The organism is Arthrobacter sp. SD76 (assembly GCF_049726125.1).
GTDB lineage: Bacteria > Actinomycetota > Actinomycetes > Actinomycetales > Micrococcaceae > Arthrobacter > Arthrobacter nitrophenolicus.
Genome location: NZ_JBNBLR010000001.1, coordinates 3489221 through 3515650 on the forward strand (window position 1 = coordinate 3489221; position 26430 = coordinate 3515650).

Here is a 26430-nt window from a genome sequence, read left to right on the forward strand (position 1 = left end):
GATGCTCCGCGTCCGTCCCCTGCATTACACGTCCAACATCGGGTCCTGGGAGCGGCTGCTGACCGCCTTGGGCCTGGTCCTCGCCGAGGGCGACGGCGGCTTCCGCGTCTACGACGCCGGGGCCGGCAGGCTGGCCCTGCACGAGGTACCGGCAGGGGCTGCGGAGGACGGGACAACGGCACTGGCAGTCGAGGTGGGCGACCTGGCCGAGTTCGGCCGCCGCACCAACCTCGCAGCCCAGGACGAGGGCACAACGCCCGCGGAGCTGGTCACCGAATCCCACGGCGAAGCCTGCCGGATTACAGGACCTGACGGATTCACCTTTCTTGCGGACAAAGCCGCCACCGTCGATGGTGACACCGGCGCGGACCCGGCGCTCGCCGTCGTCGGGGTCTGGTTCACGGAGGACGCCGACGCCGCCGCCCGCACCCTGCGGCACATTGGCGCCCGGCCGCGTCCGGTGCCGGACAACGACGAAACCGCGGACTTCACCGCCAAGAACGGCGGCGTCCTCCTGGTGCGCCCGGCGTCCGGTCCTCCGCGGTCCGGCCTGGGATTCGAGTACGACGGCGGCCTGGCACCGCTCCGGGACCGGCTCACCGCCGCAGGACTCGAGGCAACCCTGACCGAAGAGGCTTTCGGAAGCACCCTCCACGTGGCCAACCCGGACGCGGCCGGGCCCGGCGCGCCCTCCGTGCCCGCCACGGTCTGGATCTCGCAGCACCGTCCCATGGGGTAGAAATAGACCATGAACGTGCGCACACCTGACCCGAATCCCGGCTGGCTTTCCGAAGAAGACCTCTTTGAGGCGCGCGGGCGGCTGCCCATGGTGTACGTGGAGGCCGTACCGGTCAGGCTGGATCCGCTTGGCTACGTGAATGAAGTGGGCACCCTGCTGCAGGCCGACGAGGACGGGACCATGGTCCGCTCCCTGGTGTCCGGCCGCGTCATCTACCGCGAAACCATCCGCGCCGCCCTCCTCCGGCACATGGAAAAGGACCTGGGACCGCTGGCGTTCCCGCAGCTGCCCATCAGCCCGGTCCCCTTCACGGTGGCCGAATACTTCCCGGCCCCGTCCCAGACCGGCTTCACCGATGACCGGCAACACGCCGTTTCCCTGGCCTACGTCATCCCCGTTACCGGCGAATGCGAACCGCGCCAGGACGCCCTGGAACTGACCTGGATGACCCCGGCGGAAGTCCTCAGTCCGGGCGTCCAGATGGAGTTCTCCGGCGGCCGCGGCGGGCTGATCCGCCAGGCCCTGGCATTCGCCGGCGTCGGCTCCTGACCACCCCGCCGGAACCTGGGGTCCCCGGAATAAGCTGCCCGTCTTTGTAGACTGGACGGCGGACCGCAAGAGAACTTAAGGACTCCCATGACCGAAACACCAGCCGCCCGGAACCATAGTGAGCTGCAGGCTGGATCCCTGACCACGGGCAGCCTCATCCTCCTCCCGGACGGTGAACGGACGGCGGAAATCCAGGCGGTTGAGCTGGAACGGGACGATTTCGGGTCTCCCGCGCTGGTGCTCGCCAGCCTGGCCGGCGGCGGCACGCTGCGGATCGCCGTGGGCGCCACCGTCACCACCATCGAGCCAGGTTCCGCAGCAGCGTCCGACGCCGTCACGCACCTTTCGCTGGCTTCCGTGCCGGCGGAGGACGCGTCGGTTGAAACCGCGCCGGCTGAAGCAGCCGGGCAGGGGCACGGGCAGCAGCAGCCCGGCGGCGAGGCGGCATCGGCCGCTGCGGCGCCCGCCGTCGTCGTACCTCCCTTGCCGCCGGTTCCGCCTGCCGCCAACGTTCCCAGCGAGGAGGAACTCGCACTGATCCCGGCCCCGGACGGCACACCGGAGTCCGTGGTGGAAGCTGCTGCGCAGGCGCATCCCGACGCCACCGGTGTCCAGCTGCTGACCGACAGGCTGTCCAAAGGCGTCAATTTCAAGTCCGGCAGCTGCCTGAAGGACCTCAGCGACCTGGCGCACGAACTGTTCGTCACGCTCAAGGATGCCGAGGGCGCCCTGGCGGTTGCCGACCTCCTCACCGTCCTCCCCTACGACGGAAACCCCGGGCGCTGGGCATCGGTGGAGGCCTCCCTGGCCCTGGCCAGCTATATCTGCCGGCAGGACGGCCAGCACGAACGGGCTGCGGTCTACGAAAAGCTGATCAGGACGCCCGAAAGCCATGAGACCGACCCGTTAAGGCACGGATGGCCGCCAAGGTCCGGCAGCGCTCGCTCAACGAGCCCAACCTGTACGACAAGGAAATCTTCCGCTCCATCGACAACTCGAACCACGACGCCGAACGGGAATGGCGGCTGCTGCGGCTCGAATCCCTGCTGTTCCTGCGGGCGCATGGCGGGTCCGAGACCATCGGGATGGGCGAGCTGGAGCGACGGATCAGCAACGAGCTTGAGGCCGTCCGCTCCTGAGCAAATTGCCCCTACCCGGGGCCGGGCCGGAGTTGTACATTCGGGGCTATGACGAACAATCTCAGCGTAGTGATTAACGCCGACGCACCGCAGGTCTGGACCATGCTGCGTGAACCGTCCAAGGTGGCCCAATGGCACGGCTGGCAGGCCGAGGACCTGGATGCCGAGATCAAGGAGATCTACTTTTCCGGCGACGTCGAGGAAGCCCCGGACCACACCAGCCTGACCGTGCACGGCGGCGACACCTTCGAACTGCACCCCGTTCCGGGCGGCACGCGGGTCAGCGTGACGCGCGGGGCGCTGGACCACGACTCGGAATGGGCGGCCTGGGACGAGGACATCACCCAGGGCTGGCTGACGTTCCTCCAGCAGCTCCGGTTCGCCCTGGAACGCCACCCGCACGGCAAGCGCCACACCCTCTTCCTGCACCTGACCGAGGGCCAGGGGTCGGCAATCGAAAAGCTCGGCCTGGCGGACCTGCCGGCGCCCGGCGAGCCCTACCAGCTGCGCCTGGGCACCGGTGAGGAAATCAGCGGCAAGGTCTGGTACCGGACCAGCCACCAGGTGGGCCTCACGGTCCACGACTACGCCGAACACGGCGAGGGGCTCCTGGTGGTGGCCGACCATCCCGCCATCAAGGACGTTCGCGAGGAGGGGGACGGGTCGCTGGTCATAGCCTCCACCTACGACCTTGGGGCTGCGAAGCTTGACTCCATCCGTTCGTCCTGGGACTCCTGGCGGGCCGAGAACTACTCCACGTCCGAGCCGGTGAGCTGACCGGGGCTGCCTGGTTTTCTGGCCCCGTACCGATTGCTGGCACTGTAACGATTGCTGGCACACTGGTACGGTGCCAGCCAAACCCGCTTCCGTTCCGTCTCCTGCCTCCGCGGAGCCCGTTGTTGACCTGCCGGACCAGTCCGGGTTTTCCTTCACCGTGGGCAGCCGGCTGGCTGACTCCTGCCCGCCCACTGCCGCGCAGATGGCGGAGAACGGCGGCGAATTCCTGGGCCGCACCGGCACCATCACCACCCCCCACGGTGAGATCCAGACGCCGGCCTTCATCGCCGTCGGAACCAAAGCCACGGTCAAGGCGGTGCTGCCCGAAGCGGTGGCGGACCTCGGGGCGCAGGCTGTGCTTGCCAACGCCTACCACCTCTACCTGCAGCCCGGCGCTGACATCCTGGACGAGGCCGGGGGGCTGGGCGCCTTCATGAACTGGCCCGGACCCACCTTCACGGACTCCGGCGGGTTCCAGGTGATGAGCCTCGGCTCGGGGTTCAAGAAGGTCATCGACATGAAGACTGTTGCCGCCGCGGGCGCGCCCGGCCCCGACGACGCGGTGGCGCCCGGCAAGGAGCGGCTGGCCCATATTGACGACGACGGCGTCTGGTTCAAGTCACACCTGAACGGGGACCGGCACCGGTTCTCCCCCGAAATCTCCATGCAGGTCCAGCACCAGATCGGCGCGGACATCATGTTCGCGTTCGACGAGCTGACAACGCTGCAGAACTCCCGCGGCTACCAGGAGGAGTCCCTGGAACGGACCCGGCTGTGGGCGCTGCGGTGCCTCGACGAGCACTTCCGGCTCACCACCGAACGGGTTGGGAAGCCGTACCAGGCCCTGTTCGGCGTCATCCAGGGCGCCCAGTACGAGGACCTCCGCCGCAAGGCCTGCCGGGACCTGGGCGCCATGCCGTTTGACGGGTACGGGATCGGCGGCGCCCTGGAGAAGGAGAACCTGGGCACCATCGTCCGGTGGTGCAACGAGGAACTGCCGGAGGACAAGCCGCGCCACCTGCTGGGCATTTCCGAGCCGGACGACATCTTCACCGCCATCGAGAACGGTGCCGACACCTTCGACTGCGTCTCCCCCACCCGGGTGGCCCGGAACTCCGCTTTCTACACGCCGCACGGGCGGTTCAACCTGTCCGGAGCGAAGTACAAGCGCGACTTCGGGCCGCTGCAGGAGGGCTGCGACTGCTACGCGTGCACCCACTACTCCCGGGCGTACATCCACCACCTGTTCAAGGCCAAGGAAATGCTGTCCGCCACCCTGATCTCCATCCACAACGAACGGTTCGTGGTGAAGATGGTGGACGACGCCCGGCTCGCGATCGAGGCCGGCACATTCTTCGACTTCAAGGCCGAAACCCTGGCCCGCTACTACTCCTGACCCTCGCCTGCCGCGCCGTTTCGACGGTTCCCTTCGCACTCGATGACCACGCCCTGTGTGTCAGGCTGTTGTGTGACAGTTTGTTGTCCGTCGTGGCCTGACGCGTGGAGTGGGGAAAGGTCCGTCATGGATTTTGTTCTCCCTTCCCGCCGATCGAAGCGGAGCCACTTCACTCTCGCGCAGAAGCACGAGATTCTTGATGAGTACGACAAGTGCCTCGAGCGTGGTTCCAAGATCGCGTTCTGCAGGGCTGTGGGCATCGCCGAAGGCACGATGCGCCTTTGGGTCCAGCAGCGCGAATCGGGCGAGCTGAGATCCAGCATCAGACAAGGAAACGAGGACCATCGATTGCGGGAGAGCGATAAGAGGCTGCTCAAACAGGTCTTGAAGGAGAACGAGATCCTCAAGGCCAAGCTGGCCAGGTCCGAGGCTGCGGTGGACATTCTGGGAAAAGCTTCCGCGCTCTTGGATGCCATGGCCAAGAGCGCGGCGGCGACAGACCCCGAACTGAAGGAACCGGAGCCGCAGCGGCCGGAGTGGTTGACCCCAAAGTCTGGAAAGACATCGCCCTGACCTTCGTCGGGAAGATGGTTACGGCCGGCTGGTCAGCGGTGAAAGCCTGCGCATTGGTAGGTATTCACCGCACCGCCTGGTACCGGCATCTGAGCCCGCCCACCGCGGCAGGGATCACCGTGCCCCACGCCCAGCGGGCCTACCCGAACCGGATCACCCAGGCCGAAGCCGGGGAGTTCATGGCGATACTGAACTCCGAGGAGTACGGGAATCTGTCCGTCACCCAGGCCTATTACCGGATGCTGGACGCGGGTCTCTGCTCGTTCTCGATCGCCGCCGCCCACCGTATCGTGGCCAGCCAGGGACAGAACGGAGACCGCCGCGCGCAACGCAGCAGCTCCGGCCCTAAAAGGATCAAACCCGTCCTGGAAGCCACAGCCCCTAACCAGCTCTGGAGCTGGGACATCACGATGCTCCACGGGCCCGGCAAACACACCTACCGGCTCTACACCATCCTCGATGTCTTCTCCCGCAAGGTCGTCGGGCATCGCGTCGAAGCCACCGAAACCGCGGCCTTTGCCTCGGCCCTGATCCGCGAGGCCGTGGCCAGGAACAAACAGTGCCCAGCGGTGCTGCATGCCGATAACGGCGCACCAATGCGGGCCGGCACAACGCTGGACCTCGCCCGGGCTCTGGGCATCACACTGTCCTACTCGCGCCCGAGGGTTTCTGATGACAATCCGTACTCAGAGTCACTGTTCAAGACCGTGAAATATGACCTGGATTTCCCGCGACGGTTCCAAGACCTGCATCATGCCAGGGAATACATGGGCGAGTTTTTCGCAGGCTATAACAGCCATCATCGGCATAGTGGCCTGAACTACTACACGCCCGATACCGTCCATCACGAACTTGTCGAGCAGGCGCGCAGGCAACGACAACAAACTCTCGATGCCTGCTACGCCCGCAACCCACACCGATACCGTCGTAAGCCCACCGCACCGGGAATCCCTCCCGTCGCAGGGATCAACCACAAAAAACCCACCCAGCTGTCACAAACAGCTTGATGTATACCGTGCGAACGTCGAGTGTGCTGGGAACCGTCGAATGGGGAAGCCCCCGCCGAATCAGGCGGCCAGCGTGCCAGCCCCGTAGCTGGGTTCGCGCTTCTTGATCCAGCCGATCACCAGCGATGTGACCGGGACCAGGATGAACTCCACCAGGGTCTTGTACACGAAGCCCGCCACCACGTAGTTCACGAACATCCCGAAGTCGGTGATCCCGATGACGGACGCTGCGATGCTGCAGAAGATCAGGGTGTCCACGAACTCGCCCGCCACCGAGGAGCCCATGATCCGGGCCCACAGGGACTTCTCCCCCGTACGGGCCTTCATCCGCACCAGGATCCAGGAGTTGATGGTCTGGCCGGCAAGGAACGCCAGCAGCGAGGCCAACACGATCTGCGGCACCGGGCCCAGGGCACCCTCAAGGGCGGCCTGCTTGGAGGCGCCGAACTCGTCGTCGAATCCGGGAAGGGCGATGATCACCCAGTAGCAGAGCGAGGCGAACACCGAGAGCGCAAATGTGGTGAGGATGGCTTTCCGTGCCACCCGGAAGCCGTAGACCTCGCTGATGACATCGCCCAGGATGTACGCCAGCGGGAAGAGGAAGAAGCCGCCGTCGGTGATGATCGGCCCAGGACCACCCCTTTGGAGGCGCCGATGTTGGAAAGGATCAGCACCACCGCCATGACGGCCAGCATGACGCCAAAGTACGGGGACCCGATGGAGGCGAAGCGTGCGGCGCCTGAAGCGGCGGAGGTTTCGGGCAGGGCATTCTGGCCGGAAGCAGATGGCATGGGGAAGTCCGTTTCATAGTGGTTCGCTCGGGTCCGGAACTGCAGGGGACACCGGCTGTATTAGCACTGTCGCCCCATTCTCCCACCTCGGCTTGCCCAGCGGGCACGCCTTGTGGCCCTGAACACCCCCTGTCAGCCTCCGCTGTACTTCCACACAAGGAAAATGCCCGACGCCGGATGGCAGGATGGGTGCATGACTTCCGTTTCCGCTGATGCAATGCCGCACGTCACCAGCCCGGCCGTGGTGCTCACCATCGCCGGCTCCGAAGCAACCGGCGGTGCCGGGGCCCAGGCCGACCTGAAGACCTTCCAGGAACTGGGCGTCTTCGGCATCGCCAACCTGACCTGCATCGTCTCGTTCAACCCGAACGACAGCTGGAACCACCGCTTTGTGCCGGTGGAACAGCAGGTGATCGCCGACCAGCTGGAGGCAACCACCGCAGCCTACGGACCGGCCTCGGGCGCGCCGTCCGTCCTGGACACGGTGAAGATCGGGATGCTCGGCAGCCCCGCCACCATCTCCACCGTTGCCGGTGCCCTGCAGGACAACAACTTCGGGAATGTGGTCCTGGACCCGTCCTGATCTGCAAGGGCCAGGAGCCAGGCCACGCCCTGGACACGGACCAGGCCCTGAAGGCGCAGATCCTGCCGCTCGCCACGTTCGTGACGCCGAACCACTTCGAGGCGGAGTCGCTGTCCGGGCTGGAGATCACCGACGTCGAATCCCTCAAGGCAGCCGCCGTCCGCATCCACGAGCTCAGCGGCGCGGCAGTGCTGGCCAAGGGCGGGGTGCGGCTGGACGGTCCTGACGCCGTCGACGTCTTCTATGACGGCCACACGCTGGAGGTCCTGAGCGCACCGAAGGTAGGCGATGTGGCCGTATCCGGTGCCGGCTGCTCGCTTGCCGCCGCTGTCACCGCAGAACTGGCCAAGGGCTCAACCCCGCTGGAAGCCGCCCGCGCCGCGAAGGAATTCGTGACCGCCGGAATCCGGAACCGCGTGGCGTCCGGGGCGCCGTTTGACGCCCTCTGGCAGGGCGGCCCGCGCTAACCACCGCACACCGGGCCCGGGGCACGCCCGGTCACGAACGCGGGTCCGCCACCTTGCCCATGAAGAGCGGCAGCCCTGTCCCGCTGTGGACGATCTGGTACTGGAACGGCCGGTCGAAGGCGATGGAGATGGCGGGCTCGGGCGGCGCACTGACCGCCCGCCCGTTCAGCTGCGTGACGGCCGCCGCCACGGTCCCCTTCTCCGCCACGGTGATGTTTGCGGCCTGGGCGGCCTGGGTAAGCTTCAGCCCCGGCTGGATCGCGTCGAAGTCCGTCTCAGTCGTGAGCGTGCGGGACAGGCCCATAGCCTCCATGACCTTCCGAAGGTCGAAGCTGCTCTTGTGGTCCCAGCGGGGCAGCGTGATGCGGACCGGCTGGACCGGGGCGGACTCCAGCGCCGCGCCGATCCGGGCCAGCTGATCCGCGGACAGTGTGGCGGGGGCGCCGGGCGCCGGCAGTACCAGGCGCATCACGGCTCCTTCCGCATAGGGAAGGTCCACCGCCCGCCACCCCTCCCCCTCGGCGTACTTCGCTCCCCCTGCCTGGCTCATGGTCGGGACACTCGCCACATCACCGTTTCCGGTGGTGAACGGCCGGTCCGTGGTGTCGGCAGGGTCGAAGGGGGTGTTCCAGGCGGCGGCGAAATAGAGGGCATTGAGGAGGCTGAAGGTGTTCCTGGTATCGAACTTGGCCGGGGCTTTCGTGATGCGCCCGCCCGTGTTCCGGTCCACCCACGCGTCGATGGCGGGTTCCGCCGCGGCCCGGTCACGGAAATCCACCAGGTGGACGCCTGTGCCGTAGTGCCGTGCCAGGCCGGCCAGGTAGCCCTCGCCCACCGGGGTGTTCCTGTCCAGGAAGAGTCCGTTGGCCAGGTGAATCACGGGCTTCCGTGGCGGGTTGTCCTCGTCGACGGCGCCGGGGTCGCCGTCGTACTTTTCGACGGCGGCGAGCAGTGCGTTCGCCGCCTCATCGCGGGCGGTTCCAGGAAGGGCGAGGACGCGGTCAAGTTCCGCGGCCGCCCCGCCGCCCGCTCCGGACCGCAGCATCAGCAGCGCTGTCAGCAGGCTTCCGGGTGATGCGACGACGTTGCCGGCGGCGCCGTCCCCGCCGTCGGCGAGGAGGGCCGCACCCAGCGTGTATGCGGAGCTGCGCAGGGCATCGATTTCAGCCGGATAGGCGTCCGCATCCAGCGAGACCCGCTCCACCCCCGGCGCCGTCACCAGCTCCGGGGGCGCGGCCGCACAGGCGGGAAGCACTGCCACAAGGCCGAGCATTGCCAGCACCGCGCGCCGTGGAACGTTCATCTCTTCCCCTGTGATTCCCCGGCAGGCAGGGCCGCCGCCGTACCGCCATCCAAGGACCGGATGGTTCCAGTGAAGCAGAGGGCCGGCCGCCGGGCGATGCCGGAAGGGTTACGGTTTGCGGTCCTTTCGGTCACACCGCCGACGGCGGCACGCGGCGCCGGCGTCGAACCCCACCGGCGCCGCCGCCCTGCCTGGCGCTTGGCACCTTGCCTAGCGGTTGGCACCTGGCCTAGCGGTTGGCACCTGCCAGGGTGCCGGCGTCGTCCGTCCTGGTGGCTCCCCAGGCGTCGCCCTGTTCCCTGTCCAGGTGCGTGGCCTTCTTGTTCTTGAGCGCGAAGATGTAGACGACCAGCGAAATGGCGATGGCGGCGGTGACATAGGTGAAGAAGAGCTCCACCTGGCCCGCCTTCTGCAACGCCGCGCCAATCAGCGGGACGGTGCCGCCAAAGAGCGAGTTGGCGATCGCGTAGCCCAGGCCCACGCCCAACGCACGGATGGAGGCCGGGAACAGTTCTGCCTTCACCAGGGCGTTGATGGAGGTGTAGCCTCCCACGATCAGCAGTCCACCCATCATCAGCAGGAACGCCGTGAAGGGGTCCTTGGTGCCGGACAGTGTGGAGAGCAGCGGCCAGGTGAACAGGACGCCGGTGACGCCGAACCAGACGAGCAGCGGCTTGCGTCCGATCTTGTCCGAGATCAGGCCGTAGACGGGCTGCAGCAGCATGAAGATGAACAGTGCCCAGAAGTTGATCACCGAGGTGTCGGTCTTGGCGATGCCGGACGTATCGTTCATGAACTTCAGGATGAAGTTGGTGTACGTGTAGAACGCCACGGTGCCGCCCAGGGTGACCCCGATGCAGACCAGCAGCGGCCGCCAGTGGCTGATGAACAGCAGCTTCAGGGTTCCCGGCTGGGCTTCGCCCGCAGCCTGGACGTGGGCCGCACGGATCTGGTCCGCGGAGACGGTTTCCTCCATGGACCGGCGGAGCCAGAGAACCACCAGGGCCGCCACGCCCCCGAGTGCGAACGGGATGCGCCAGGCCCACTCGTTGAGCGCGTCGCCGCCCAGGGTGTTTTGCAGGATCACCAGGACCAGCAGGGCCAGCATCTGGCCGCCCACCAGGGTCACGTACTGGAAGCTGGAGAAGAAGCCGCGGCGGCGCGATGTGGCGGCCTCGGACATGTAGGTGGCACTGGTGCCGTACTCGCCGCCCACGGAGAAGCCCTGCAGCAGGCGGACCAGCACCAGCAGCACCATGGCCCAGATGCCGATCACGTCCTGGGTGGGCAGCACGGCGATGGCGAACGAGCCCGCGGACATCAGTGTCACGCTGAGGGTCAGGGCTGCCTTGCGGCCGTTGCGGTCGGCGTACCGGCCGAAGAACCAGGCGCCGATGGGCCGCATGAGGAACGACGTCGAGAAGACAGCCATTGCCTCCAGCCCTGCCTGCAGATCGTCCTTGGAGTTGAAGAAGTGGGCCTGGAAGTAGGCTGCGAAGACGGTGTAGACGTAGAGGTCGTACCACTCCACCAGGTTGCCGGCGGAGCCTTTGAGGATGTTGCCAACGGCCCGGCGGGTCTGGGCTGCTTCGGTGAGGGGTGCCCCGGGGTGGGCCGCACTGTCCGGCGGCGCTGCTTGTTCGGTGCTCATCAGTGAACCTTCCTTGCGTGAACAGTCATCCGAAAGCGCGGAGGACCCCCACCAAACTATGGGTGACGCACGGCACAACCAACGCCGCGGGCGCTTTCCTAACACTTCCTTAGGATTCAGGCCCGCCGGGGAAAAAATGTCCGCCAGAAGGTAGTCTCCAAAGGCGGGGGACGGCTCAACCCCGGCAAAGGAAAAGGAAGATGGCAATGGACGTGCTGATCGTCGAGGACGACGACGCCATGGCCGGCGCCCTCACGGCCGGTGTGGCGACGGCGGGCCTGAAGGCGACCAGGGTGTCGCGTGGCGCGGACGCCCTGCTGGCCCACCGGGACTTCCACGTGATCCTCCTGGACCTGGGCCTTCCGGACATGGACGGGCTGGAGGTGCTGCGGAAGCTCCGCCAGGTCACCGACTGCCCCATCCTGATCCTGACAGCGCGCGACGACGAACGCAGCGTGGTGCTGGGCCTTCGCTCAGGCGCTGACGACTACCTGGTCAAACCGGTCAAACTCGTGGAACTGCTGGCACGGATCGAAGCGGTGACCAGGCGCATGCGGCGCGGCAGCGGAAGCACCCCGCACACCATCGTCCTGGATGACCTGGAGATCGACCTGGACCGGCGGACCGCGGCCAAGGACGGGTCCCTGCTGCCGCTGACCGCCACCGAATTCGGCCTGCTGGCCCTCCTCGCCCGAAATGCTGGATCGGTGGTCACCCGGGAGCAGATCCTGGATGCCCTGTGGGGTGACGCGTTCCTGGCTTCCTCGCGGTCTCTCGATGTCCACCTCACCGGGCTCCGCGCCAAGCTGCAGAAACCCGGATTCATCATCAACGTCCGCGGCGTCGGTTACCGGGTGGAAGCGGAGGGCCGGTGAGGCTGCGGGTCCTCGGCGTCCTCAGCGTGCTGTGCCTGCTGGTGGTCTTCCTGGTCTCCGGCACCATCCTGGGATCCGCCGCCCGCGAACTCACGCAGGAAGTCCAGATCAACAGGGCCGCATCCCTGAACCGGCTGGCCCAGGTGGCTTTCGATGCTGCAGCCGACGGGGACACGGTGCGGCTGCAGCGCGAGATGGACACCTACTCCGGCCTTTACGGGGAGGGGGTTGTGGTGCGGCTGCAGCAGGGAATCCTGGCGTCGGGCGGCCTGGAGGGCGACCGGCCCGATGTGCGGGACGCGCTGTCCCGGGCCGGACTCAACGTCACGGACACTGCCCTTGCCCCGCTGCAGCCCTTCGGGTCCGGCTCTGAACTGATCTTCCGGCCGTTCGGCAGCGCCAGCCAGGTCCTCGGCGGGGTGGTCCTGGACGTCCACCTGGAGACGGCGCGCCAGAAGCTTCGCGAGCGCTGGCTCCTCGTGGGGGCTGCCGCCGTCGCGCTGGCTGCGGTCCTCCTGCTGGCCGCCGCCCGGGTCACCACCTGGGTGCTGCGGCCTGTCCTCCGGTTGAACTCGGCCGTGACCGAGCTGGCACGGACGGGACGTGCGGGCCGCCTGCCGGAGGATGGTCCGCCCGAACTGCGGGAACTGAGCCGGTCCTTCGGCGCCATGGCGCGCACGGTGGGCGCCAGCATCGAGTCGCAACGCCAGCTGATTGCGGACACTTCGCATCAGTTGCGGAATCCCATCGGGGCGCTGCGGCTGCGGCTGGATGTGCTGCAGCTCGAGCTCCAGACCACCCGCGAGCGCGAAGCCGCGGAGAATGTGATGGCGGAGCTGGAGCGGGTGGAGGACATCCTGGACGGGGTGCTGAAGCTGGCGGCCGCGGAACACCGGGCTTCCGAGGATTCGGCGCGGCCCTTCAGCGGTGGTTCCCGGCCCGCCGCACAGCCGGCCGACCCGTTCCCGGTCCTGCAGGGGGAAGTGGAGCGTGCCGCTCCTGCGGCAGGGCGTGCCGGCTGCCGGCTGGTCCTGGCCGAGGCGCCCGCGCCGCCGGCGGAGGTTGCCTGCAACCCTGCGGAACTGGGCCAGATGGTGGGGAACTCCTTGCCAACGCCATCAAATACGCCCCCGGGGCCACTGTTACCGCAGCTGTCCGCCGGCATCAGGACAGGGTCCTGGTCGAAATTTCCGACGACGGGCCGGGCCTTTCGGAGCAGGAACGAACCAATGCCGCGACGAGGTTCTGGCGCGCGCCACGCCATGCCCCGGTGCCCGGGACGGGATTGGGGATGACCATTGTGGGCGAACTCGCCGCAGCCAACGGCGGCCGGCTGGTGCTGGCCGAGGCTGCGCCCCACGGCCTGTCCGCCCGGCTGGAATTCCCTGCTGCTCTTTCCGGTGCCCGACCGGCTTCCGGCGCGGAAAGAGGGCTGGCCGATGGATGACCGCTCTCACGCGCTGGTTCCTACCCGGCGGGCGCTCTTTAGGATCGCCCTGGCAGCGGCGGCGGCCGCCGGACTGCCGGCAGCCCTGACCGCCTGCACCGGGCAGCGTCCCGGGCAGCTGACCGTGGCCGGCGGCGAGCCGGGCGGGTTCTACCTTGAGTTCTCCACCCTCCTGGCGGCGTCCCTGGAGCGCCACGGGGTCGCGGACAGGGCCGAGGCGGTGTCCACCGGTGGCAGCCTGGACAACCTGGCCGAGCTCCGTGGCGGCAGGGCCACGTTCGCGGTCGCCCTTGCCGATGCGGCAGCCGCAGCCCCGGAACCCGGCACGGAGGCGGTACCGCTGGCGGCCCTGGGCAAGGTCTACGAGAACTACGTCCACTGTGTGGTGCGCCGGGACAGCGGAATCGTGGATCTGTCCCAGTTGGCCGGCCGGACCGTGGCTGTCGGCCAGCCGGGATCCGGAACGTCCCTGACCACCCCGCGGATCCTTGCGGCAGCAGGCCTGAATGCCCGGACCGCGGGTGGCGCAACCGCGGACGGGACGGTCGCCGTCGTAAGCCTTGGCCTGAACGACGGCCTTGCCGCCCTGAAGGCTGGCACGGTGGATGCCCTGTTCTGGTCCGGCGGCGTGCCCACCGCCGCCGTCGCCGCCGCCCAGCAGGAGGTGCCGCTGGCACTGCTGGACCTGTCGGCGCTGCTGCCGGAGCTGCGCAAGCGGCACGGAGCGCAATATGACCGCGTCCTCATTCCTGAGAGCAGCTATCCCGGCGTGCCCGCGGTCTGGACGGTCGGCGCCGCGAACCTGCTGCTGTGCCGGGCGGACCTGGACGCCGGCACGGTGGAACGGACCGTCCAGCTGCTGGTGCACCACGCCGGTGAACTGATTCCGCAATCCAGCCTGGGCGTCCAGTTCCTCAGCCCGGAAACCCTGATCAACACGGCCGGCATCCCGCTCCATCCGGCCGCGGCCGACGCCTACCGGAAGCTGCACGGCTGAACCAAACGCCCCATCACCTATGGCTGGTCTCCCTCAAACGCCCGCTCACGTATGCTCGCTCTGACCCGAACGCCCCTCTCACCTACGGCGGCTCCGGCGCGGACGCCCGCTCACTTTCTTCAGGATAGCGAGCGGGCGTTCCCGGGCTTTCCGCCAGATTTGCGCAGGCGTTCGGCTCAGAGTCAGGGGTCTTATCCACATACGTGCTTCCGGCCTCGCAGGCCGGGACACTTCTCCCTACTGTTTGGTTATCCCGAACAGCGAGCAAAGCGAGGAGCAAGGTGGGAAGGAACCAACGCCGACGGGCGGCACGAACGGAGTCCATGCGGAACCGGCATGGAGGCTCTTCCATAGCCGCCATCCCAAGAGTGGCTATCCCCTCATCCGCAAACGTTCGCGAGTTGGAGGCGCTAACTCCGGCCTTCATGAGCTGGTATGTCCAGCACCCATTCAGCACCGATGCGGACGAGGTGCTGGCGGGCCTGAAGCTCTTCTTCCGCTTCTACCCGGAGATTGGTGAAAACCGTTCCATCGCTGCCCTCGACCCGGCCGAGGTGGCAGCAGGACTGGCGTCCCTCATCATCCATACCGTCCACGAAGGCGTCCTGGCCACCTACTCGCTTATGCAATTTATGCGCTTCCTTGAGGATTCCGGCCTGTGGTCCGGCAACCCGGAGTCGTACCGGGCAGTGACCGGCGTCCTAACCGACATCATCTGCCTGGACATGCGCGCGCGAGTCAGCGGCGGCACAGAGACGGCTGCCATGGTCACGGCTGCCCCTGCCAACTAGGTCAGTTGCCCGAGTGGGCCTGCAGGAAGCTGTAGACCTCTGTCTCGTCCACGCCGGGGAAAGCTCCGGGAGGCATGGCGGCCAGGAGGTGCGAATGCGCGCGGGCCGAGGGCCAGGCGTTTCCGGCCCACTCGGCGGTCAGGGCCTCCGGCGGACGCTTGCAGCAGGTGGGGTCGGGGCAGTTGGAGGTGGCGCGGGCCGTGGTTTCGCGCCCGCGGAACCACTTCACGTGCTGGTAGGGCACCCCGATGCTGAGCGAGAACTCACCGGAGGCTGAGCGCTCGGTGCGGGCGGTGCACCAGTACGTGCCGGAGGGAGTGTCGGTGTACTGGCTGTAGGCGCTGAACTTGTCCGGCACGTCGAACACGGCGCGCGAGGTCCAGGCCTTGCAGGACGGCTGACCCTCGATGGCGCCGGTGTGGTCCTGCGGAAAGTTCACGCCGTCGTTCTCGTAGGCCTTGTAGATGATGCCGCTCTGGTGCGTCTTCTGGAAATGCGTGGTGATGCCCAAGTGTTTTGTGGCGAGGTTGGTGAAGCGGTGGGCAGCTGTCTCATAAGAGACGGCGAAGGCGTCACGGATGTCCTCCACGGCGATTTCCTTGGCGGCCTTGGCTTTTTGCAAAAATTCCACCGTTGCCTGCTCGGGCAGGAGCAGGGCGGCGGCGAAATAGTTGGTCGCCACCCGCTGGGCCAGGAAATCCCCGTAGTTGCGGGGCGTTTCATGGCCGAGAACGTAGTGGCCCAGGGCCTGGAGCAGGACCGAGCGCGGATCGTGGTCCTGCCGCTGGCTCTGCGTCAGGTAAATTTTGCGGTTCTTCAAATCGGTCACGGAGCGCGTGGAATGGGGCAGGTCGCTGACGTGGTGCAGGGTAAAACCAAGGTGCGCGGCGATGTCGGCAATGACGTGCTGGCTGAGCGGACCGGTGGTGTAGCCCACCTCCTTGAGGACCTTCTGCGCTTCAGCTTCATACTCCGGAAAGTAGTTGCCGCGCTCCCGCATCATCGCCCTCAGCTCCCCGTTCGCACGGCGCGCTTCCTCCGGGGTTGCCACCTGCTCATTCATCTTGCGCTCGAGCTCCTGCAACAGGCCCACCTGGGCTTCCAGGACATCCAGCGGCAGCCGCGAACTGATGCGGATTTTGGGCAGGTTCAGGGATTCATAAAGGGGACCGCGCTGGTACCGTTCCAGCTCGATTTCCAGCGCCGCGCGGCGGCTCGGGGGCTCCGCTCCGAGCAGCTGGTCGATGCTCACGCCAAGGGCGCCGGCAAGGTGCTGGAGCAGGCTGAGTTTGGGTTCGCGCTTGCCGTTCTCGATCAGGCTCAGCTGGCTGGGCGCGGTCCCGACGGCGGCGCTCAGGTCATCGAGCGTCAGCCCGGCCTGTTTGCGCAGATGGCGGACGCGGCGGCCCAGCGAGATGACGTCAAGGTCAGTCGTGGCGGCGGAGGATGGCTGGGAAACATCCCTGTTCCAGCTTGAAGGCGACATTTCTGCAGAATACGCGAAGAACTGCATTTCTTTCCACCCTTTTTCTCTAGAAAGGGGGTTGAAAGTGCTGAAAAGTAGTTCACACGGAAAGAACACCGCACCGGAAAGCCGGTGGGAACCTCAACGACGCGGTTCCCACCCACCAACTCCGGAGCTCAATCAAGGAGATCAACGATGACTGCAGCATTTGAGCCCACCTCGCAGACGCCCGAAGAGCAGGCCGCCGCACTGGAGCTCGAGTGGGCCGCCAACCCGCGCTGGGAAGGTGTGACCCGTGACTACTCAGGTTCCGACGTCGTCCGCCTCCGCGGCCGCGTCTCCGAAGAGCACACCCTGGCCCGCCGCGGCGCCGAGAAGCTGTGGAGCCAGCTCACCGAAGAGCACAAGACCGGCGGCTACACCAACGCCCTGGGCGCCCTGACCGGCAACAGGCTGTGCAGCAGGTCAAGGCCGGCCTGCGCGCCATCTACCTTTCCGGCTGGCAGGTCGCCGCTGACGCCAACAACTCGGGCCACACCTACCCGGACCAGTCCCTCTACCCGGCCAACTCGGTCCCGACCGTGGTCCGCCGCATCAACAACGCCCTGCTCCGCGCCGACCAGATCGAATTCGCCGAAGGCGTCCAGACTGTTGAGGACTGGCTGGTCCCGATCGTCGCCGACGCCGAGGCCGGCTTCGGCGGCCCGCTCAACGCCTACGAACTCATGAAATCCATGATCCAGGCCGGCGCCTCAGGGGTGCACTGGGAGGACCAGCTTGCCTCGGAAAAGAAGTGCGGCCACCTCGGCGGCAAGGTCCTGATCCCCACCCAGCAGCACGTGCGGACCCTGAACGCAGCCCGCCTGGCAGCTGACGTCGCCGGCACCCCCACCGTCGTCATCGCCCGCACCGACGCCGAAGCAGCAACCCTCATCACCTCCGACGTCGACGAACGCGACCGCGAGTTCATTACCGGTGAGCGCACTGCAGAGGGCTTCTACAAGGTCCGCAACGGCATCGAACCCTGCATCGCCCGCGCCAAGGCCTACGCCCCTACTCGGACCTGATCTGGATGGAGACCGGCACCCGGACCTGGAGCTGGCCCGCAAGTTCGCCGAAGCCGTCAAGGCCGAGTTCCCGGACCAGATGCTCTCCTACAACTGCTCGCCGTCGTTCAACTGGCGCAAGCACCTGGACGACGCCACCATCGCCAAGTTCCAGCGCGAACTCGGCGCCATGGGCTTCACGTTCCAGTTCATCACCCTGGCCGGCTTCCACGCCCTGAACTACTCGATGTTCGACCTCGCCCACGGCTACGCCCGCGAAGGCATGAGCGCCTACGTCGAACTCCAGGAAAAGGAATTCGCCTCCGAATCCCGCGGCTACACCGCAACCAAGCACCAGCGCGAAGTCGGCACCGGCTACTTCGACACCATCTCCACCGCGCTCAACCCGAACGCGTCCACCCTCGCCCTCGTGGGATCCACCGAAGAGGGCCAGTTCCACTAACTTCCAACCCTCGACGGCGGCGGTGGTTGAGCTTGTCGAAACCCCGGACTTCGGACCGGTCACCCCCGCCTTCGGAGCGGCAATGCTCTGCCTGCTATCCCCATGCCCGCCCCAAGACCTCGTAGAACTCGGTCGGGGGCGGGCAGTAGGGCCCCTTTACGCAGGCTGCCGCATCACCGATCCTTCGGCTTTGGGCGTTCCTCGCCCGACGTGCCGCCACCCGCCGTCGAAATTCCCTTTCGTCTTTAAGGAGACTGAAATGAACAGCTTTACTGACAGCTTTACGATCAACGGAATCACACTCACTGCGCAGCCGATTTGCCGGCAAAGCGAGGTTCTCACTCCCGACGCTTTGGAGTTCATTGCCAAGCTGCACCGGGCCACGGCTGACCGGCGCAAGGAACTGCTGCAGGCACGGCGGGCCCGGCGGGCGGAGATCGCGGCCGGCGCGGATCCCCGCTTTCTGCGGGAGACCGAGCACATCCGCAACGACCCGTCCTGGCGGGTCGCTCCCCCGGCCCCCGGCCTGGAGGACCGCCGGGTGGAAATCACCGGTCCGGTGGACAAGAAGATGACCATCAACGCCCTGAACTCCGGCGCCAAGGTCTGGCTCGCGGACATGGAGGACTCCTCCACCCCCACCTGGCGCAACGTCATCAAGGGCCAGCTGAACCTCACCGACGCCCTGGAACGCCGGATCGACTTCACCACGGAAGAAGGCAAGGAATACAAGCTCCGCCCCGCCGGCGACCTGCCCACCATCGTGGTCCGCCCCCGCGGCTGGCACCTGCCCGAAAAGCACATGCTCATCGACGGCGAACCCGTCGCCGGCGGCATTGTTGACTTCGGCCTGTTCTTCTTCCACAACGCCCGCCGCCTCCTGGCCCAGGGCAAGGGCCCGTACTTCTACCTGCCGAAAATCGAAAACCACCTCGAGGCCCGGCTCTGGAACGACATCTTCATCCTCGCCCAGGACCTGCTCGGCATCAACCAGGGCACCATCCGCGCCACGGTGCTGATCGAGACCATCACCGCCGCGTTCGAAATGGAGGAAATCCTCTACGAACTGCGTGACCACGCCGCAGGCCTGAACGCCGGCCGCTGGGACTACATCTTCTCCATCATCAAGAACTTCCGCACCCGCGGCCCCCGGTTTGTCCTCCCGGACCGCGGCCAGGTGACCATGACCGCCCCCTTCATGCGCGCCTACACCGAACAGCTCGTCCGGGCCTGCCACAAGCGCGGCGCCATGGCCATCGGCGGCATGGCCGCAGCCGTGCCCAACCGCAAGGATCCGGAAGCGAACGCCAACGCCTTCGACAAGGTCCGCGCGGACAAGACCCGCGAGGCCAACGACGGCTTCGACGGCTCCTGGGTGGCCCACCCCGACCTTGTGCCCGTCGCCCGAGAGGTGTTCGACAGCATCCTCGGCGAGAAGCCCAACCAGCTCGGCAAGCTCCGCGAGGACGTCACCCCGGACGACCGCGCCCTGATCAACATCGCCTCACTCCACGGCACCATCACCGAACAGGGCATCCGGAACAACATCGAAGTCGGGATCCGCTACATCGAATCCTGGCTCCGCGGCAACGGCGCAGTGGCCATCCACAACCTCATGGAAGACGCCGCCACCGCCGAAATCTCCCGTTCCCAGCTCTGGCAGTGGATCTACGCCCGGGCCATCACCGACCATGGCGAGATCATCACCCACCACTGGGTCGAAGAGCTCCTGGACGAGGAGTTCGCCCGGCTGGAGCGCTTCGACGGCGACCGCTTCGAAGACGCCCGCGACATCTTCGAGGAAGTCACCCTCGCCCAGGACTTCCCGTCCTTCCTCACCCTGCCCGCCTATGCGCGGTACCTGACCGAGGCCCGCGAGAAAGCCACGGTCGAGGAACTCGCCGCCGCCTGACAAGTTTCCGTCCGCCGGGCCGGCACGCTCTATCGCAACAGGCACCTCCGAAATCCGGAGGGCCGGACCCGGCGGCGGAACACCCTTGTGACGCTCTCTCACTTGATACGGAAAAACCAAAGACGCTCTCTCACTTTGCTCAAGAAAGTCAGAGAGCGTCGGTCGTTAACCGCATTGAGTGAGAGAGCGTCCACAGGGGACAGGGAACTAACGACGGCGGGACATGCCTTGGCACGTCAGCGTCCCTTGGGCACCTTCCGCACTGAGAGGGTAGTACCGGCGAAGAACGTCAGCACGGAGGCCAGGATGACCAGCAGCGCGGGCGTCCAGGAACCCGAGGCATCGTGGACGAGGCCCACCAGGGGCGGCGCCACGGCGGCGAGGGCGTAGCCCAGGCCCTGGACCGTGGCGGACATCTTGCCCGCGGAAGCCTGGTCGCGTGCCAGCCGGATGATGGCGATGAAGATGACCGTGATGCCGCCGCCCTGGGCGACGCCTCCTAAGACGGACCAGAGCCACCAGAGCTGCGGCGCCAGCAGCAGCCCCACCGGAACGGTCAGCCACAGCGCACCCACGGCGACCGCAACCGCCGTCGGGCCCCAATACTTGGCGGCAAACGGGACGCCCAGCCCGCCCACGATGGCGAGGATCTGGAAGATGGAGGAAGCTGCGCCGGCCTCGGCCACGGACATGCCAAGCTCGTCGTGCAGGTAGCTGGGCAGCCATGCGGTGACGCCGTAGTACGAGAAGGCCTGGCCGCCGAACCCGGCCGTCAGTCCGGCAGTTATCCAGCCCAGGCCGGTAACGGGCGGCCGCTTGGTGTCCGCGCCGTCCCCGCCGGAAACCAGGAAGGCGTTGCGGGGCCCCACCGCCAGGGTCCAGACGACGATCGCCGCCACGGCCAGGACGGCCACCGAGCCCAGGGCGAACCGCCACCCGGCCAGGTCCGCGAGCGGCGCCGTCACCACGGACGTCAGGAACGAGCCGATGTTCAGCGCCGCGGTGTAGATCCCCATCGCCGTTCCCTGCCGGGCGGGAGCAAAGTCCCGCCGGATGATGAGGGGCGCCGCAATGTTGCCCACGGTGATGGCGGCGCCGATCAGCACCGTTCCAGCCACCACCAGCGCCGGGCCGCCGGACGAGCGGACCAGGACGCCTGCCAGGACCCCGAGGATGGTCAGGGTCACCGCGAACTCGGCACCGAACTTCCTCGCCGCGAGGGAAGCCAGCGGCGCGGCCAGCGAGAAACAGAGGACGGGGATGCTGGTCAGGAGCCCCAGCATGACCGGTGAAAACGAAAGCTCCGCCTGCATCAGCCCGACCACCGGGGCGACCGCCACGAACGGGCCCCGCAGATTCAGGGCCAGCAGGCCGATACAGGCGAGCAGAATCCAGCTGGCGGGGAGACGGGCGAGGGACCGGCCGCTCATGCGGCGGCGTGCTGGGTAACGGGGGGGTTTCATCACTCCCATTGCTATCACGCCCCACCCGCGCGCCGTTTCCGCCGTTCCGGAGGGCGCCCTGCCATACGATGAACATCACGCCAGGAACTCCGGGATTAAGGACACCTCCATGCAGCACCGCCTTGCCATTCTTGACGACTACCAGGACGTGGCGCACGGCTTCGCGGACTGGGCAGCGCTCGAAGCCGAGGGAGTCAAGGTCACCACGTTCCGGGAACCCTTTGCCTCGCGGGACGCCCTGGTCTCGGCGCTGGCCGACGTCAGCATTGTGATAGCCATGCGTGAGCGGACGGCCTTCCCGCGCGAGGTGTTCGAGAAGCTTCCGGCACTCCAGCTCCTGGTGACCACGGGGATGGCCAACGCATCCATTGACGTTGCCGCCGCCACGGACCACGGGGTCACGGTTTGCGGCACGCCCGGCTCGCCCACCGCCGCCCCCGAACTGACCTGGGCCCTGCTGCTCGCCGCCGCGCGGCACCTGCCGGCGGAGGAGAACTCGCTGCGGGCCGGCACCTGGCAGTCAACGGTGGGCTTTGAGTTGGCCGGCAAGACCCTGGGCATCGTGGGCCTGGGGAAGATCGGGCGGCGGGTTGCCGGGTACGGGCGGGCCTTCGGGATGGAGGTGCTCGCGTGGAGCCAGAACCTCACTGCCGCGGCGGCGGAAGAGGCCGGGGCGCGGCTGGTGTCCAAGGAAGAGCTGTTCCGGGCCTCGGACGTGGTGACGCTCCACCTCAGGTTGTCCCCGCGCTCCGAGAAAACGGTGGGGGAAGCGGAACTGCGGCTGCTGGGCCCCGAGGGGATCCTGGTGAACACCGCCCGGAGTCCGCTGGTGGACCAGGACGCATTGATCCGGGCGCTCAGCCAGGGGTGGATCCGCGGCGCCGCCCTGGATGTGTTCGACGAGGAACCGCTGCCCGCCGGGCATCCGCTCCTGGCCGCCCCCAACACCGTCCTCTCGCCGCATCTTGGCTACGTGACGCAGGAGAGCTACCGGGAGTTTTACGGCGGGGCGTTCGAGGACGTGACGGCCTGGCTGGCCGGTTCCCCCATCCGCACCATCAGCGGCTGACGCCGAAGTACAGGGGACGACGGCGGCCGGGCGGCTCCCCGGAAAGGGAACCGCCCGGCCGCCGTCGTCTTTAGCGCTTTAGCGCACCTCGATGTCCAGTGCCTGGAAGTCGTCGGCCGCGTGCCGGCCCACCAGGATCCGGAACGTTCCGCGCTCAAACTGCCAGCCGCCGTCGTAATGTGCGAAGGAACGGGCGGGGATCCGCACCTCGACGCTGCCGGTCCCTCCGGGGGCCAGGTGGGTTCCGGCGTACCCTGCCAGCCAGCGGACGGGCCGCTCAACGGCGGACTCCGCACGCTCCAGGTACACCTGGACCACTTCGCGGCCGGAGCGGCTGCCGGTGTTGCGGACGGGGACGTGGACCACCACGTCGTTGCCGGCGGGGACGGACTGCGGTGCATGCGGGGCGGACAGCTCGAACGTGGTGTAGCCCAGGCCATAGCCGAAGGGCAGGGCCGGGGCCGCGCCGCCTTCAGCCTGCTGCTTCAGCCAGGCCCGGTAGCCCACGTGGATGCCCTCTGAGTAGACCACCTTGCCGTCCACGGGCGCGGTGTTGAGCACCGGAACGTCCCCGAGCGCGGCCGGCCAGGTGGTGGGCAGGCGGCCGCCCGGCTCCTCCGCACCCAGCAGGATGTCCGCGATGGCCCGGCCGAACTCCTGGCCGCCGAACCAGCCGAGCAGGACCGCTCCCACCTTATCGAGCCAGGGCATCAGGACGGGCGAGCCGGAGTTCACCACCACGACGGTGCGGGGGTTGACGGCGGCCACGGCCTCCACCAGCTGGTCCTGGTAGCCGGGCAGGTCCAGGTCCTTGCGGTCGAAGCCTTCGGACTCGATAGCGGCGCTGGTGCCCACCACCACCACGGCCACGTCCGCAGCCTTCGCGGCTTCCACCGCTGCCTCGATCTCGGCCTGCGGGTCCTCCACCACGGTCTCCTCGCCCAGCAGGATGGCGGTGAAGGGGATGACCTGCTGCTTGGGCAGCTCGTAGACAGCCTCGATCCGGACCCGCTCGCCTGCTGCGGTTTCGACGGCGTGAACCGTCTTGGGCGGGTCGAAGAGGGCGGCGCCGAGGACGTCGGTGTCGTCCTCGATCTCGCCGTTGAACACTTCGTCTCCCTTGAGCGAGAGCCGGATCCGTCCCACGGTTCCGACGCCGAGGTGGTGGATGCCCGCCGTCGGGGCCGTCCAGTCCGCTTCCATCCGGATGGCCGCAGACCCTTCCGGGATCCCGACGCCGAACCAGATCAGGTGCGATGCCAGCCGGTCCTCACCCGAGATGTCCGCGCCGTCCGCGTCCAGGAAGGTCACCCGCATGCCGGGGACATTGGAGACCGGGTTGTGCAGCGAGGTGCGCGGGAAGGCCTGCAGGCCCTCGGCCACCTTGGCGCCGCGGGTGTAGCTGACGCTGACGCCGGACGGCAGCGCGTCCCGGAGTCCGTCCAGCGGCGAGACGGTGTACTTGGGCATGACGGTGGCACTGCCACCACCCTGGGTCCGGGCCTCCTCGGCGTTGTGGCCGCTGACCGCGATGCTCTGCAATGCCGACGGGTCGAGGGGCAGCAGGCCGTCCTTGTTGCGGACCAGCACGGCGCCGCGGACTGCCACTTCGCGTGCGACGGCGGCGGCATTGAGTTGTTCCGGAAGCTCGGTCACGGCCGGGGCGACGGAGTCCAGCGAACCGACGCGGGCAGCCAGCCGGAGGATGCGGATGACCTTTTCGAGGATGGCGGCCCGGCTGACCCGGCCGTCCTCAACGGCTGCCAGCAGCTTGGGGCCCCAGTGGCCGACGGGCCCGGGCATCTCCAGGTCCTGGGAGGCGCTGGCCGACTCCACCGAGCGGACACCGGTCCAGTCCGAAACAACCACGCCGTCGAAGCCCCATTCGGTGGACAGGGGGGTCTTGAGCAGCTCGTTTTCGCTGGCCGTGGTGCCGTTGATGGAGTTGTAGGAGCTCATCACCAGCCAGGCACGCGCCTCGGTGATGGCGTCCTCGAAGGCGGCCAGGTACAGCTCGCGGAGGGGGCGCTCATCCACCACGGAGTCGGACGTGAAACGCTCGGTTTCGGACTCGTTGGCGAGGTAGTGCTTGGGGGTCGCACCGACGCCCATCGACTGGACACCGGCCACGTAGCCCGCCGCCAGCGTGGCGGTAAGGCGCGGGTCCTCGCTCATGCATTCGAAGTGCCGGCCGCCCAGCGGGGAGCGGTGCAGGTTGATGGTGGGGCCGAGGACCGCGTGGACACCCTTGCGGCGGGCCTCCTGGCCGAGGACCTGGCCGTAGCGGTGTGCCGTTTCCACGCTCCAGGTTGCGGACAGGGCGGACGACGACGGCAGCGAAACCGAGTCGTGGCGTTCATCGAAGTCTTCGCCGCGGACGCCCGACGGACCATCCGAGAGGACCACCCGGGAGAGCCCGATCGAGGGCAGCGCGTGGGTGGCCCACACGTCCGCGCCCGTGAGGAGCTGGATCTGCTGTTCCAGGGAAAGGCCTTCGGCCAGCTCCCGGATACGGGCTTCTGCGTCCGGGGACCCGGCGGCGGGTGCCGTCACGGCCTGGGAAAGGGTGGGATTCATTTACTTGACTCCTTTGATGCGGGTAACGAGGACGGCGCCGATGATGCCGACGACGGCCCCGCCGATGAAGAGGGCGGGGTAGCCGCCGAGGGTGATAACCGGGAATGCCAGGGCGGGGACGAGCGACTGGGGCAGAGCCTGGGCAATGTTGAAGACACCGAACGTCTTGGCGTTTTCGGTCTGGCTGCCGGGCAGCAGGTCGGTAATGAGGGCGACGTCAACAGCGCCGAAGCAGCCCAGGCCCAGGCCGGCGATGGCCTGTCCCACCAGGACCTGGTCCGTGGTGGTGCTGGTGGCGATGACCACCAGGCCGGCCATCATGATGATGGCGGAGGCGATGACCATGCCTTTGCGCTTGCCGATCTTGTCGCTGATCCAGCCGCCGGCGAGGCTGGTGACGACCGTTCCCAGGGAGCTGACGAGGGTGGCCTGGAAGACCAGCGACGCCACTTCGGTTTCGGCAACGCGGAGGTGGTCGGCGAAGAAGTACGGCAGGTAGAGCAGCCCGGCGCAGTAGCCGATGTAGACCAGGAACTTGGTGAACCAGGCCCAGCCCAGGCCGGGATAGGTGCGCGGGTTGAAGTAGAAGGATCCCGCGATCTCCTTGAGATTCAGCGGTGCCGGCTTTTCGGTGAGGACACGGTCCTTGAAGGTAAAGGCGAAGGCAAGGGCAATGACTGTTCCCACAGCTCCCGGGACCACCGCCATCTGGAAGGCGTTGTCGAAGAGCTGGGCGAAGTACGCAGCTGCCACCAGGCCGATGGGCAGGGTCATCCCAATGAGGCCGGACAGGCGACCGCGCTCGGCCGGCGCCGCCTGGTCCGGAAGGGTGGCCACCAGCGCGGCCAGCGCAGCGTTGAAGCTCAGCTGGGCGAGGACCCAGGCCACCAGCACGCCGGCGACGTCGGTGGCGGACCCGAGCAGGACCAGCGACCCATGCCCACGATGGAGCCGCCGACAATCCACGGCTTGCGCATGCCAAAGCGGGAGGTGGTCCGGTCGCTCAACCGTCCGAAGAAGGGGTTGGCCAGCAGCGCGATCAGGGCGCCGACGCCGGCAACGAGGCTGAGGGCTCCGGCCCGGGTTTCCGGCGTGGTGATTTCCGAAACCTTGATGGCCAGCACCACCAGGGCCGGCGCCAGGACGGCCATCCACAGGCCTGCGCTGGCGATGGGCATGCCGATGACGTAGGCGCGGGGTGTTTTGACGGGGCTTCCCGGAGCGGGAACGGATGAAGTTGTAGTGCTGGACGGGGTTGCGGGCACTGTCAGCCCTGCGGAATCCCCGGTGTTGGTCGTGACGGCCACGGTGCCTCCTGACAGAAATTGACCCTCCGTTGGGTCCTGCAGA

At 67.4% G+C, this 26430-nt stretch carries 18 protein-coding genes and 5 pseudogenes; 15 read left to right on the plus strand and 8 right to left on the minus strand.

Annotation, left to right across the window (positions count from 1 at the left end; all coding sequences use genetic code 11):
• The first annotated feature begins 1 nt into the window (after position 1).
• From ACPEE0_RS16780 to ACPEE0_RS16810, 7 genes and pseudogenes are all read left to right on the plus strand, one after another.
• Positions 2-739 (plus strand): VOC family protein, encoded by a 738-nt coding sequence (locus tag ACPEE0_RS16780; RefSeq protein WP_354176503.1) that lies wholly within the window; start codon positions 2-4, stop codon positions 737-739.
• Positions 740-748: 9 nt separating this feature from the next.
• Positions 749-1288 (plus strand): NUDIX hydrolase family protein, encoded by a 540-nt coding sequence (locus tag ACPEE0_RS16785; RefSeq protein ID WP_009358663.1) that lies wholly within the window; start codon positions 749-751, stop codon positions 1286-1288.
• 87 nt (positions 1289-1375) lie between these two features.
• A pseudogene (locus ACPEE0_RS16790) lies at positions 1376-2427 on the plus strand (DUF6707 family protein).
• A 48-nt stretch (positions 2428-2475) separates the two neighbouring features.
• Positions 2476-3204 carry an SRPBCC family protein gene (locus tag ACPEE0_RS16795; RefSeq protein ID WP_035753232.1) on the plus strand — a complete coding sequence of 243 codons (729 nt, stop codon included), beginning with the start codon at positions 2476-2478 and terminating at the stop codon, positions 3202-3204.
• A 70-nt stretch (positions 3205-3274) separates the two neighbouring features.
• Entirely contained in the window at positions 3275-4600 is a 1326-nt protein-coding gene (gene tgt / locus ACPEE0_RS16800) for a tRNA guanosine(34) transglycosylase Tgt (protein ID WP_009358660.1), read from the plus strand.
• A 126-nt stretch (positions 4601-4726) separates the two neighbouring features.
• Positions 4727-5173, plus strand: a complete 447-nt coding sequence (locus ACPEE0_RS16805; protein ID WP_009359685.1) for a transposase — start codon at positions 4727-4729, stop codon at positions 5171-5173.
• Between the two features lie 14 nt (positions 5174-5187).
• Complete coding sequence (locus ACPEE0_RS16810; protein ID WP_424574906.1) at positions 5188-6180, plus strand: IS3 family transposase; 993 nt, start codon at positions 5188-5190, stop codon at positions 6178-6180.
• Positions 6181-6240: 60 nt separating this feature from the next.
• On the opposite strand, the pseudogene ACPEE0_RS16815 reads toward ACPEE0_RS16810, so the two are convergent.
• Positions 6241-6971: pseudogene (locus tag ACPEE0_RS16815) on the minus strand (queuosine precursor transporter).
• Positions 6972-7164: 193 nt separating this feature from the next.
• Here ACPEE0_RS16815 and ACPEE0_RS16820 point away from each other — a divergent pair.
• Positions 7165-8021, plus strand: a pseudogene (locus tag ACPEE0_RS16820) (hydroxymethylpyrimidine/phosphomethylpyrimidine kinase).
• A gap of 31 nt (positions 8022-8052) precedes the next feature.
• Here ACPEE0_RS16820 and ACPEE0_RS16825 read toward each other — a convergent pair.
• Together ACPEE0_RS16825 and ACPEE0_RS16830 are read right to left on the minus strand one after the other, a co-directional pair.
• Positions 8053-9324 carry a serpin family protein gene (locus tag ACPEE0_RS16825; RefSeq protein ID WP_424574907.1) on the minus strand — a complete coding sequence of 424 codons (1272 nt, stop codon included), beginning with the start codon at positions 9322-9324 and terminating at the stop codon, positions 8053-8055.
• 229 nt (positions 9325-9553) lie between these two features.
• Positions 9554-10975 carry an MFS transporter gene (locus tag ACPEE0_RS16830; RefSeq protein ID WP_424574908.1) on the minus strand — a complete coding sequence of 474 codons (1422 nt, stop codon included), beginning with the start codon at positions 10973-10975 and terminating at the stop codon, positions 9554-9556.
• Positions 10976-11181: 206 nt separating this feature from the next.
• Here ACPEE0_RS16830 and ACPEE0_RS16835 point away from each other — a divergent pair, with 206 nt between their 5' ends.
• The 4 genes and pseudogenes from ACPEE0_RS16835 to ACPEE0_RS16850 all read left to right on the plus strand — a co-directional run bounded on the left by ACPEE0_RS16835 (position 11182) and on the right by ACPEE0_RS16850 (position 15085).
• Complete coding sequence (locus ACPEE0_RS16835) at positions 11182-11850, plus strand: response regulator transcription factor (protein WP_424575296.1); 669 nt, start codon at positions 11182-11184, stop codon at positions 11848-11850.
• A pseudogene (locus tag ACPEE0_RS16840) lies at positions 11847-13297 on the plus strand (sensor histidine kinase). Before ACPEE0_RS16835 ends, ACPEE0_RS16840 begins: the two are co-directional and overlap by 4 nt.
• Positions 13290-14294, plus strand: coding sequence for a TAXI family TRAP transporter solute-binding subunit (locus ACPEE0_RS16845; RefSeq protein ID WP_424574909.1), 1005 nt, complete (start codon positions 13290-13292; stop codon positions 14292-14294). Before ACPEE0_RS16840 ends, ACPEE0_RS16845 begins: the two are co-directional and overlap by 8 nt.
• Positions 14295-14695: 401 nt before the next feature.
• Complete coding sequence (locus ACPEE0_RS16850) at positions 14696-15085, plus strand: hypothetical protein (RefSeq protein WP_424574910.1); 390 nt, start codon at positions 14696-14698, stop codon at positions 15083-15085.
• A gap of 1 nt (position 15086) precedes the next feature.
• Here the strand turns inward: ACPEE0_RS16850 and ACPEE0_RS16855 are convergent, their stop codons facing one another.
• The gene (locus ACPEE0_RS16855; protein WP_354177253.1) at positions 15087-16598 is read right to left on the minus strand and encodes a helix-turn-helix domain-containing protein; all 1512 of its coding nucleotides are present in this window, start codon (positions 16596-16598) and stop codon (positions 15087-15089) included.
• 147 nt (positions 16599-16745) lie between these two features.
• Here ACPEE0_RS16855 and aceA point away from each other — a divergent pair.
• A pseudogene (gene aceA / locus ACPEE0_RS16860) lies at positions 16746-18059 on the plus strand (isocitrate lyase).
• 259 nt (positions 18060-18318) lie between these two features.
• Complete coding sequence (gene aceB, locus ACPEE0_RS16865; protein ID WP_424574911.1) at positions 18319-19971, plus strand: malate synthase A; 1653 nt, start codon at positions 18319-18321, stop codon at positions 19969-19971.
• Between the two features lie 236 nt (positions 19972-20207).
• On the opposite strand, the gene ACPEE0_RS16870 is transcribed toward aceB, so the two are convergent.
• Positions 20208-21401 carry a CynX/NimT family MFS transporter gene (locus ACPEE0_RS16870; protein ID WP_424574912.1) on the minus strand — a complete coding sequence of 398 codons (1194 nt, stop codon included), beginning with the start codon at positions 21399-21401 and terminating at the stop codon, positions 20208-20210.
• Between the two features lie 142 nt (positions 21402-21543).
• On the opposite strand from ACPEE0_RS16870, the gene ACPEE0_RS16875 reads away from it, so the two are divergent.
• Positions 21544-22503, plus strand: coding sequence for a D-2-hydroxyacid dehydrogenase family protein (locus tag ACPEE0_RS16875; RefSeq protein WP_424574913.1), 960 nt, complete (start codon positions 21544-21546; stop codon positions 22501-22503).
• A 78-nt stretch (positions 22504-22581) separates the two neighbouring features.
• Here the strand turns inward: ACPEE0_RS16875 and ACPEE0_RS16880 are convergent, their stop codons facing one another.
• From ACPEE0_RS16880 to ACPEE0_RS16890, 3 genes are read right to left on the minus strand one after another with little or no spacing between them, the layout of a single operon-like run.
• Positions 22582-25080 (minus strand): beta-glucosidase family protein, encoded by a 2499-nt coding sequence (locus ACPEE0_RS16880; protein WP_424574914.1) that lies wholly within the window; start codon positions 25078-25080, stop codon positions 22582-22584.
• Entirely contained in the window at positions 25081-26046 is a 966-nt protein-coding gene (locus tag ACPEE0_RS16885; protein ID WP_424574915.1) for an MFS transporter, read from the minus strand. It abuts the gene before it with no gap.
• The gene (locus ACPEE0_RS16890) at positions 25944-26387 is read right to left on the minus strand and encodes a hypothetical protein (protein ID WP_424574916.1); all 444 of its coding nucleotides are present in this window, start codon (positions 26385-26387) and stop codon (positions 25944-25946) included. Before ACPEE0_RS16890 ends, ACPEE0_RS16885 begins: the two co-directional genes overlap by 103 nt.
• Positions 26388-26430: the final 43 nt, after the last annotated feature.

What these genes read in the sequence shown, in the direction of transcription:
- ACPEE0_RS16875 (WP_424574913.1), top strand. Translation starts at nt 21,544, where the DNA reads ATGCAGCACCGCCTTGCCATTCTTGACGACTACCAGGACGTGGCGCAC.
- ACPEE0_RS16845 (WP_424574909.1), top strand. Translation starts at nt 13,290, where the DNA reads ATGGATGACCGCTCTCACGCGCTGGTTCCTACCCGGCGGGCGCTCTTT.
- ACPEE0_RS16835 (WP_424575296.1), top strand. Translation starts at nt 11,182, where the DNA reads ATGGACGTGCTGATCGTCGAGGACGACGACGCCATGGCCGGCGCCCTC.
- ACPEE0_RS16805 (WP_009359685.1), top strand. Translation starts at nt 4,727, where the DNA reads ATGGATTTTGTTCTCCCTTCCCGCCGATCGAAGCGGAGCCACTTCACT.
- ACPEE0_RS16855 (WP_354177253.1), bottom strand. Translation starts at nt 16,598, where the DNA reads ATGCAGTTCTTCGCGTATTCTGCAGAAATGTCGCCTTCAAGCTGGAAC.
- ACPEE0_RS16825 (WP_424574907.1), bottom strand. Translation starts at nt 9,324, where the DNA reads ATGAACGTTCCACGGCGCGCGGTGCTGGCAATGCTCGGCCTTGTGGCA.
- ACPEE0_RS16780 (WP_354176503.1), top strand. Translation starts at nt 2, where the DNA reads ATGCTCCGCGTCCGTCCCCTGCATTACACGTCCAACATCGGGTCCTGG.
- ACPEE0_RS16830 (WP_424574908.1), bottom strand. Translation starts at nt 10,975, where the DNA reads ATGAGCACCGAACAAGCAGCGCCGCCGGACAGTGCGGCCCACCCCGGG.
- ACPEE0_RS16870 (WP_424574912.1), bottom strand. Translation starts at nt 21,401, where the DNA reads ATGAGCGGCCGGTCCCTCGCCCGTCTCCCCGCCAGCTGGATTCTGCTC.
- ACPEE0_RS16880 (WP_424574914.1), bottom strand. Translation starts at nt 25,080, where the DNA reads ATGAATCCCACCCTTTCCCAGGCCGTGACGGCACCCGCCGCCGGGTCC.
- ACPEE0_RS16810 (WP_424574906.1), top strand. Translation starts at nt 5,188, where the DNA reads ATGGTTACGGCCGGCTGGTCAGCGGTGAAAGCCTGCGCATTGGTAGGT.
- ACPEE0_RS16785 (WP_009358663.1), top strand. Translation starts at nt 749, where the DNA reads ATGAACGTGCGCACACCTGACCCGAATCCCGGCTGGCTTTCCGAAGAA.
- aceB (WP_424574911.1), top strand. Translation starts at nt 18,319, where the DNA reads ATGAACAGCTTTACTGACAGCTTTACGATCAACGGAATCACACTCACT.
- ACPEE0_RS16795 (WP_035753232.1), top strand. Translation starts at nt 2,476, where the DNA reads ATGACGAACAATCTCAGCGTAGTGATTAACGCCGACGCACCGCAGGTC.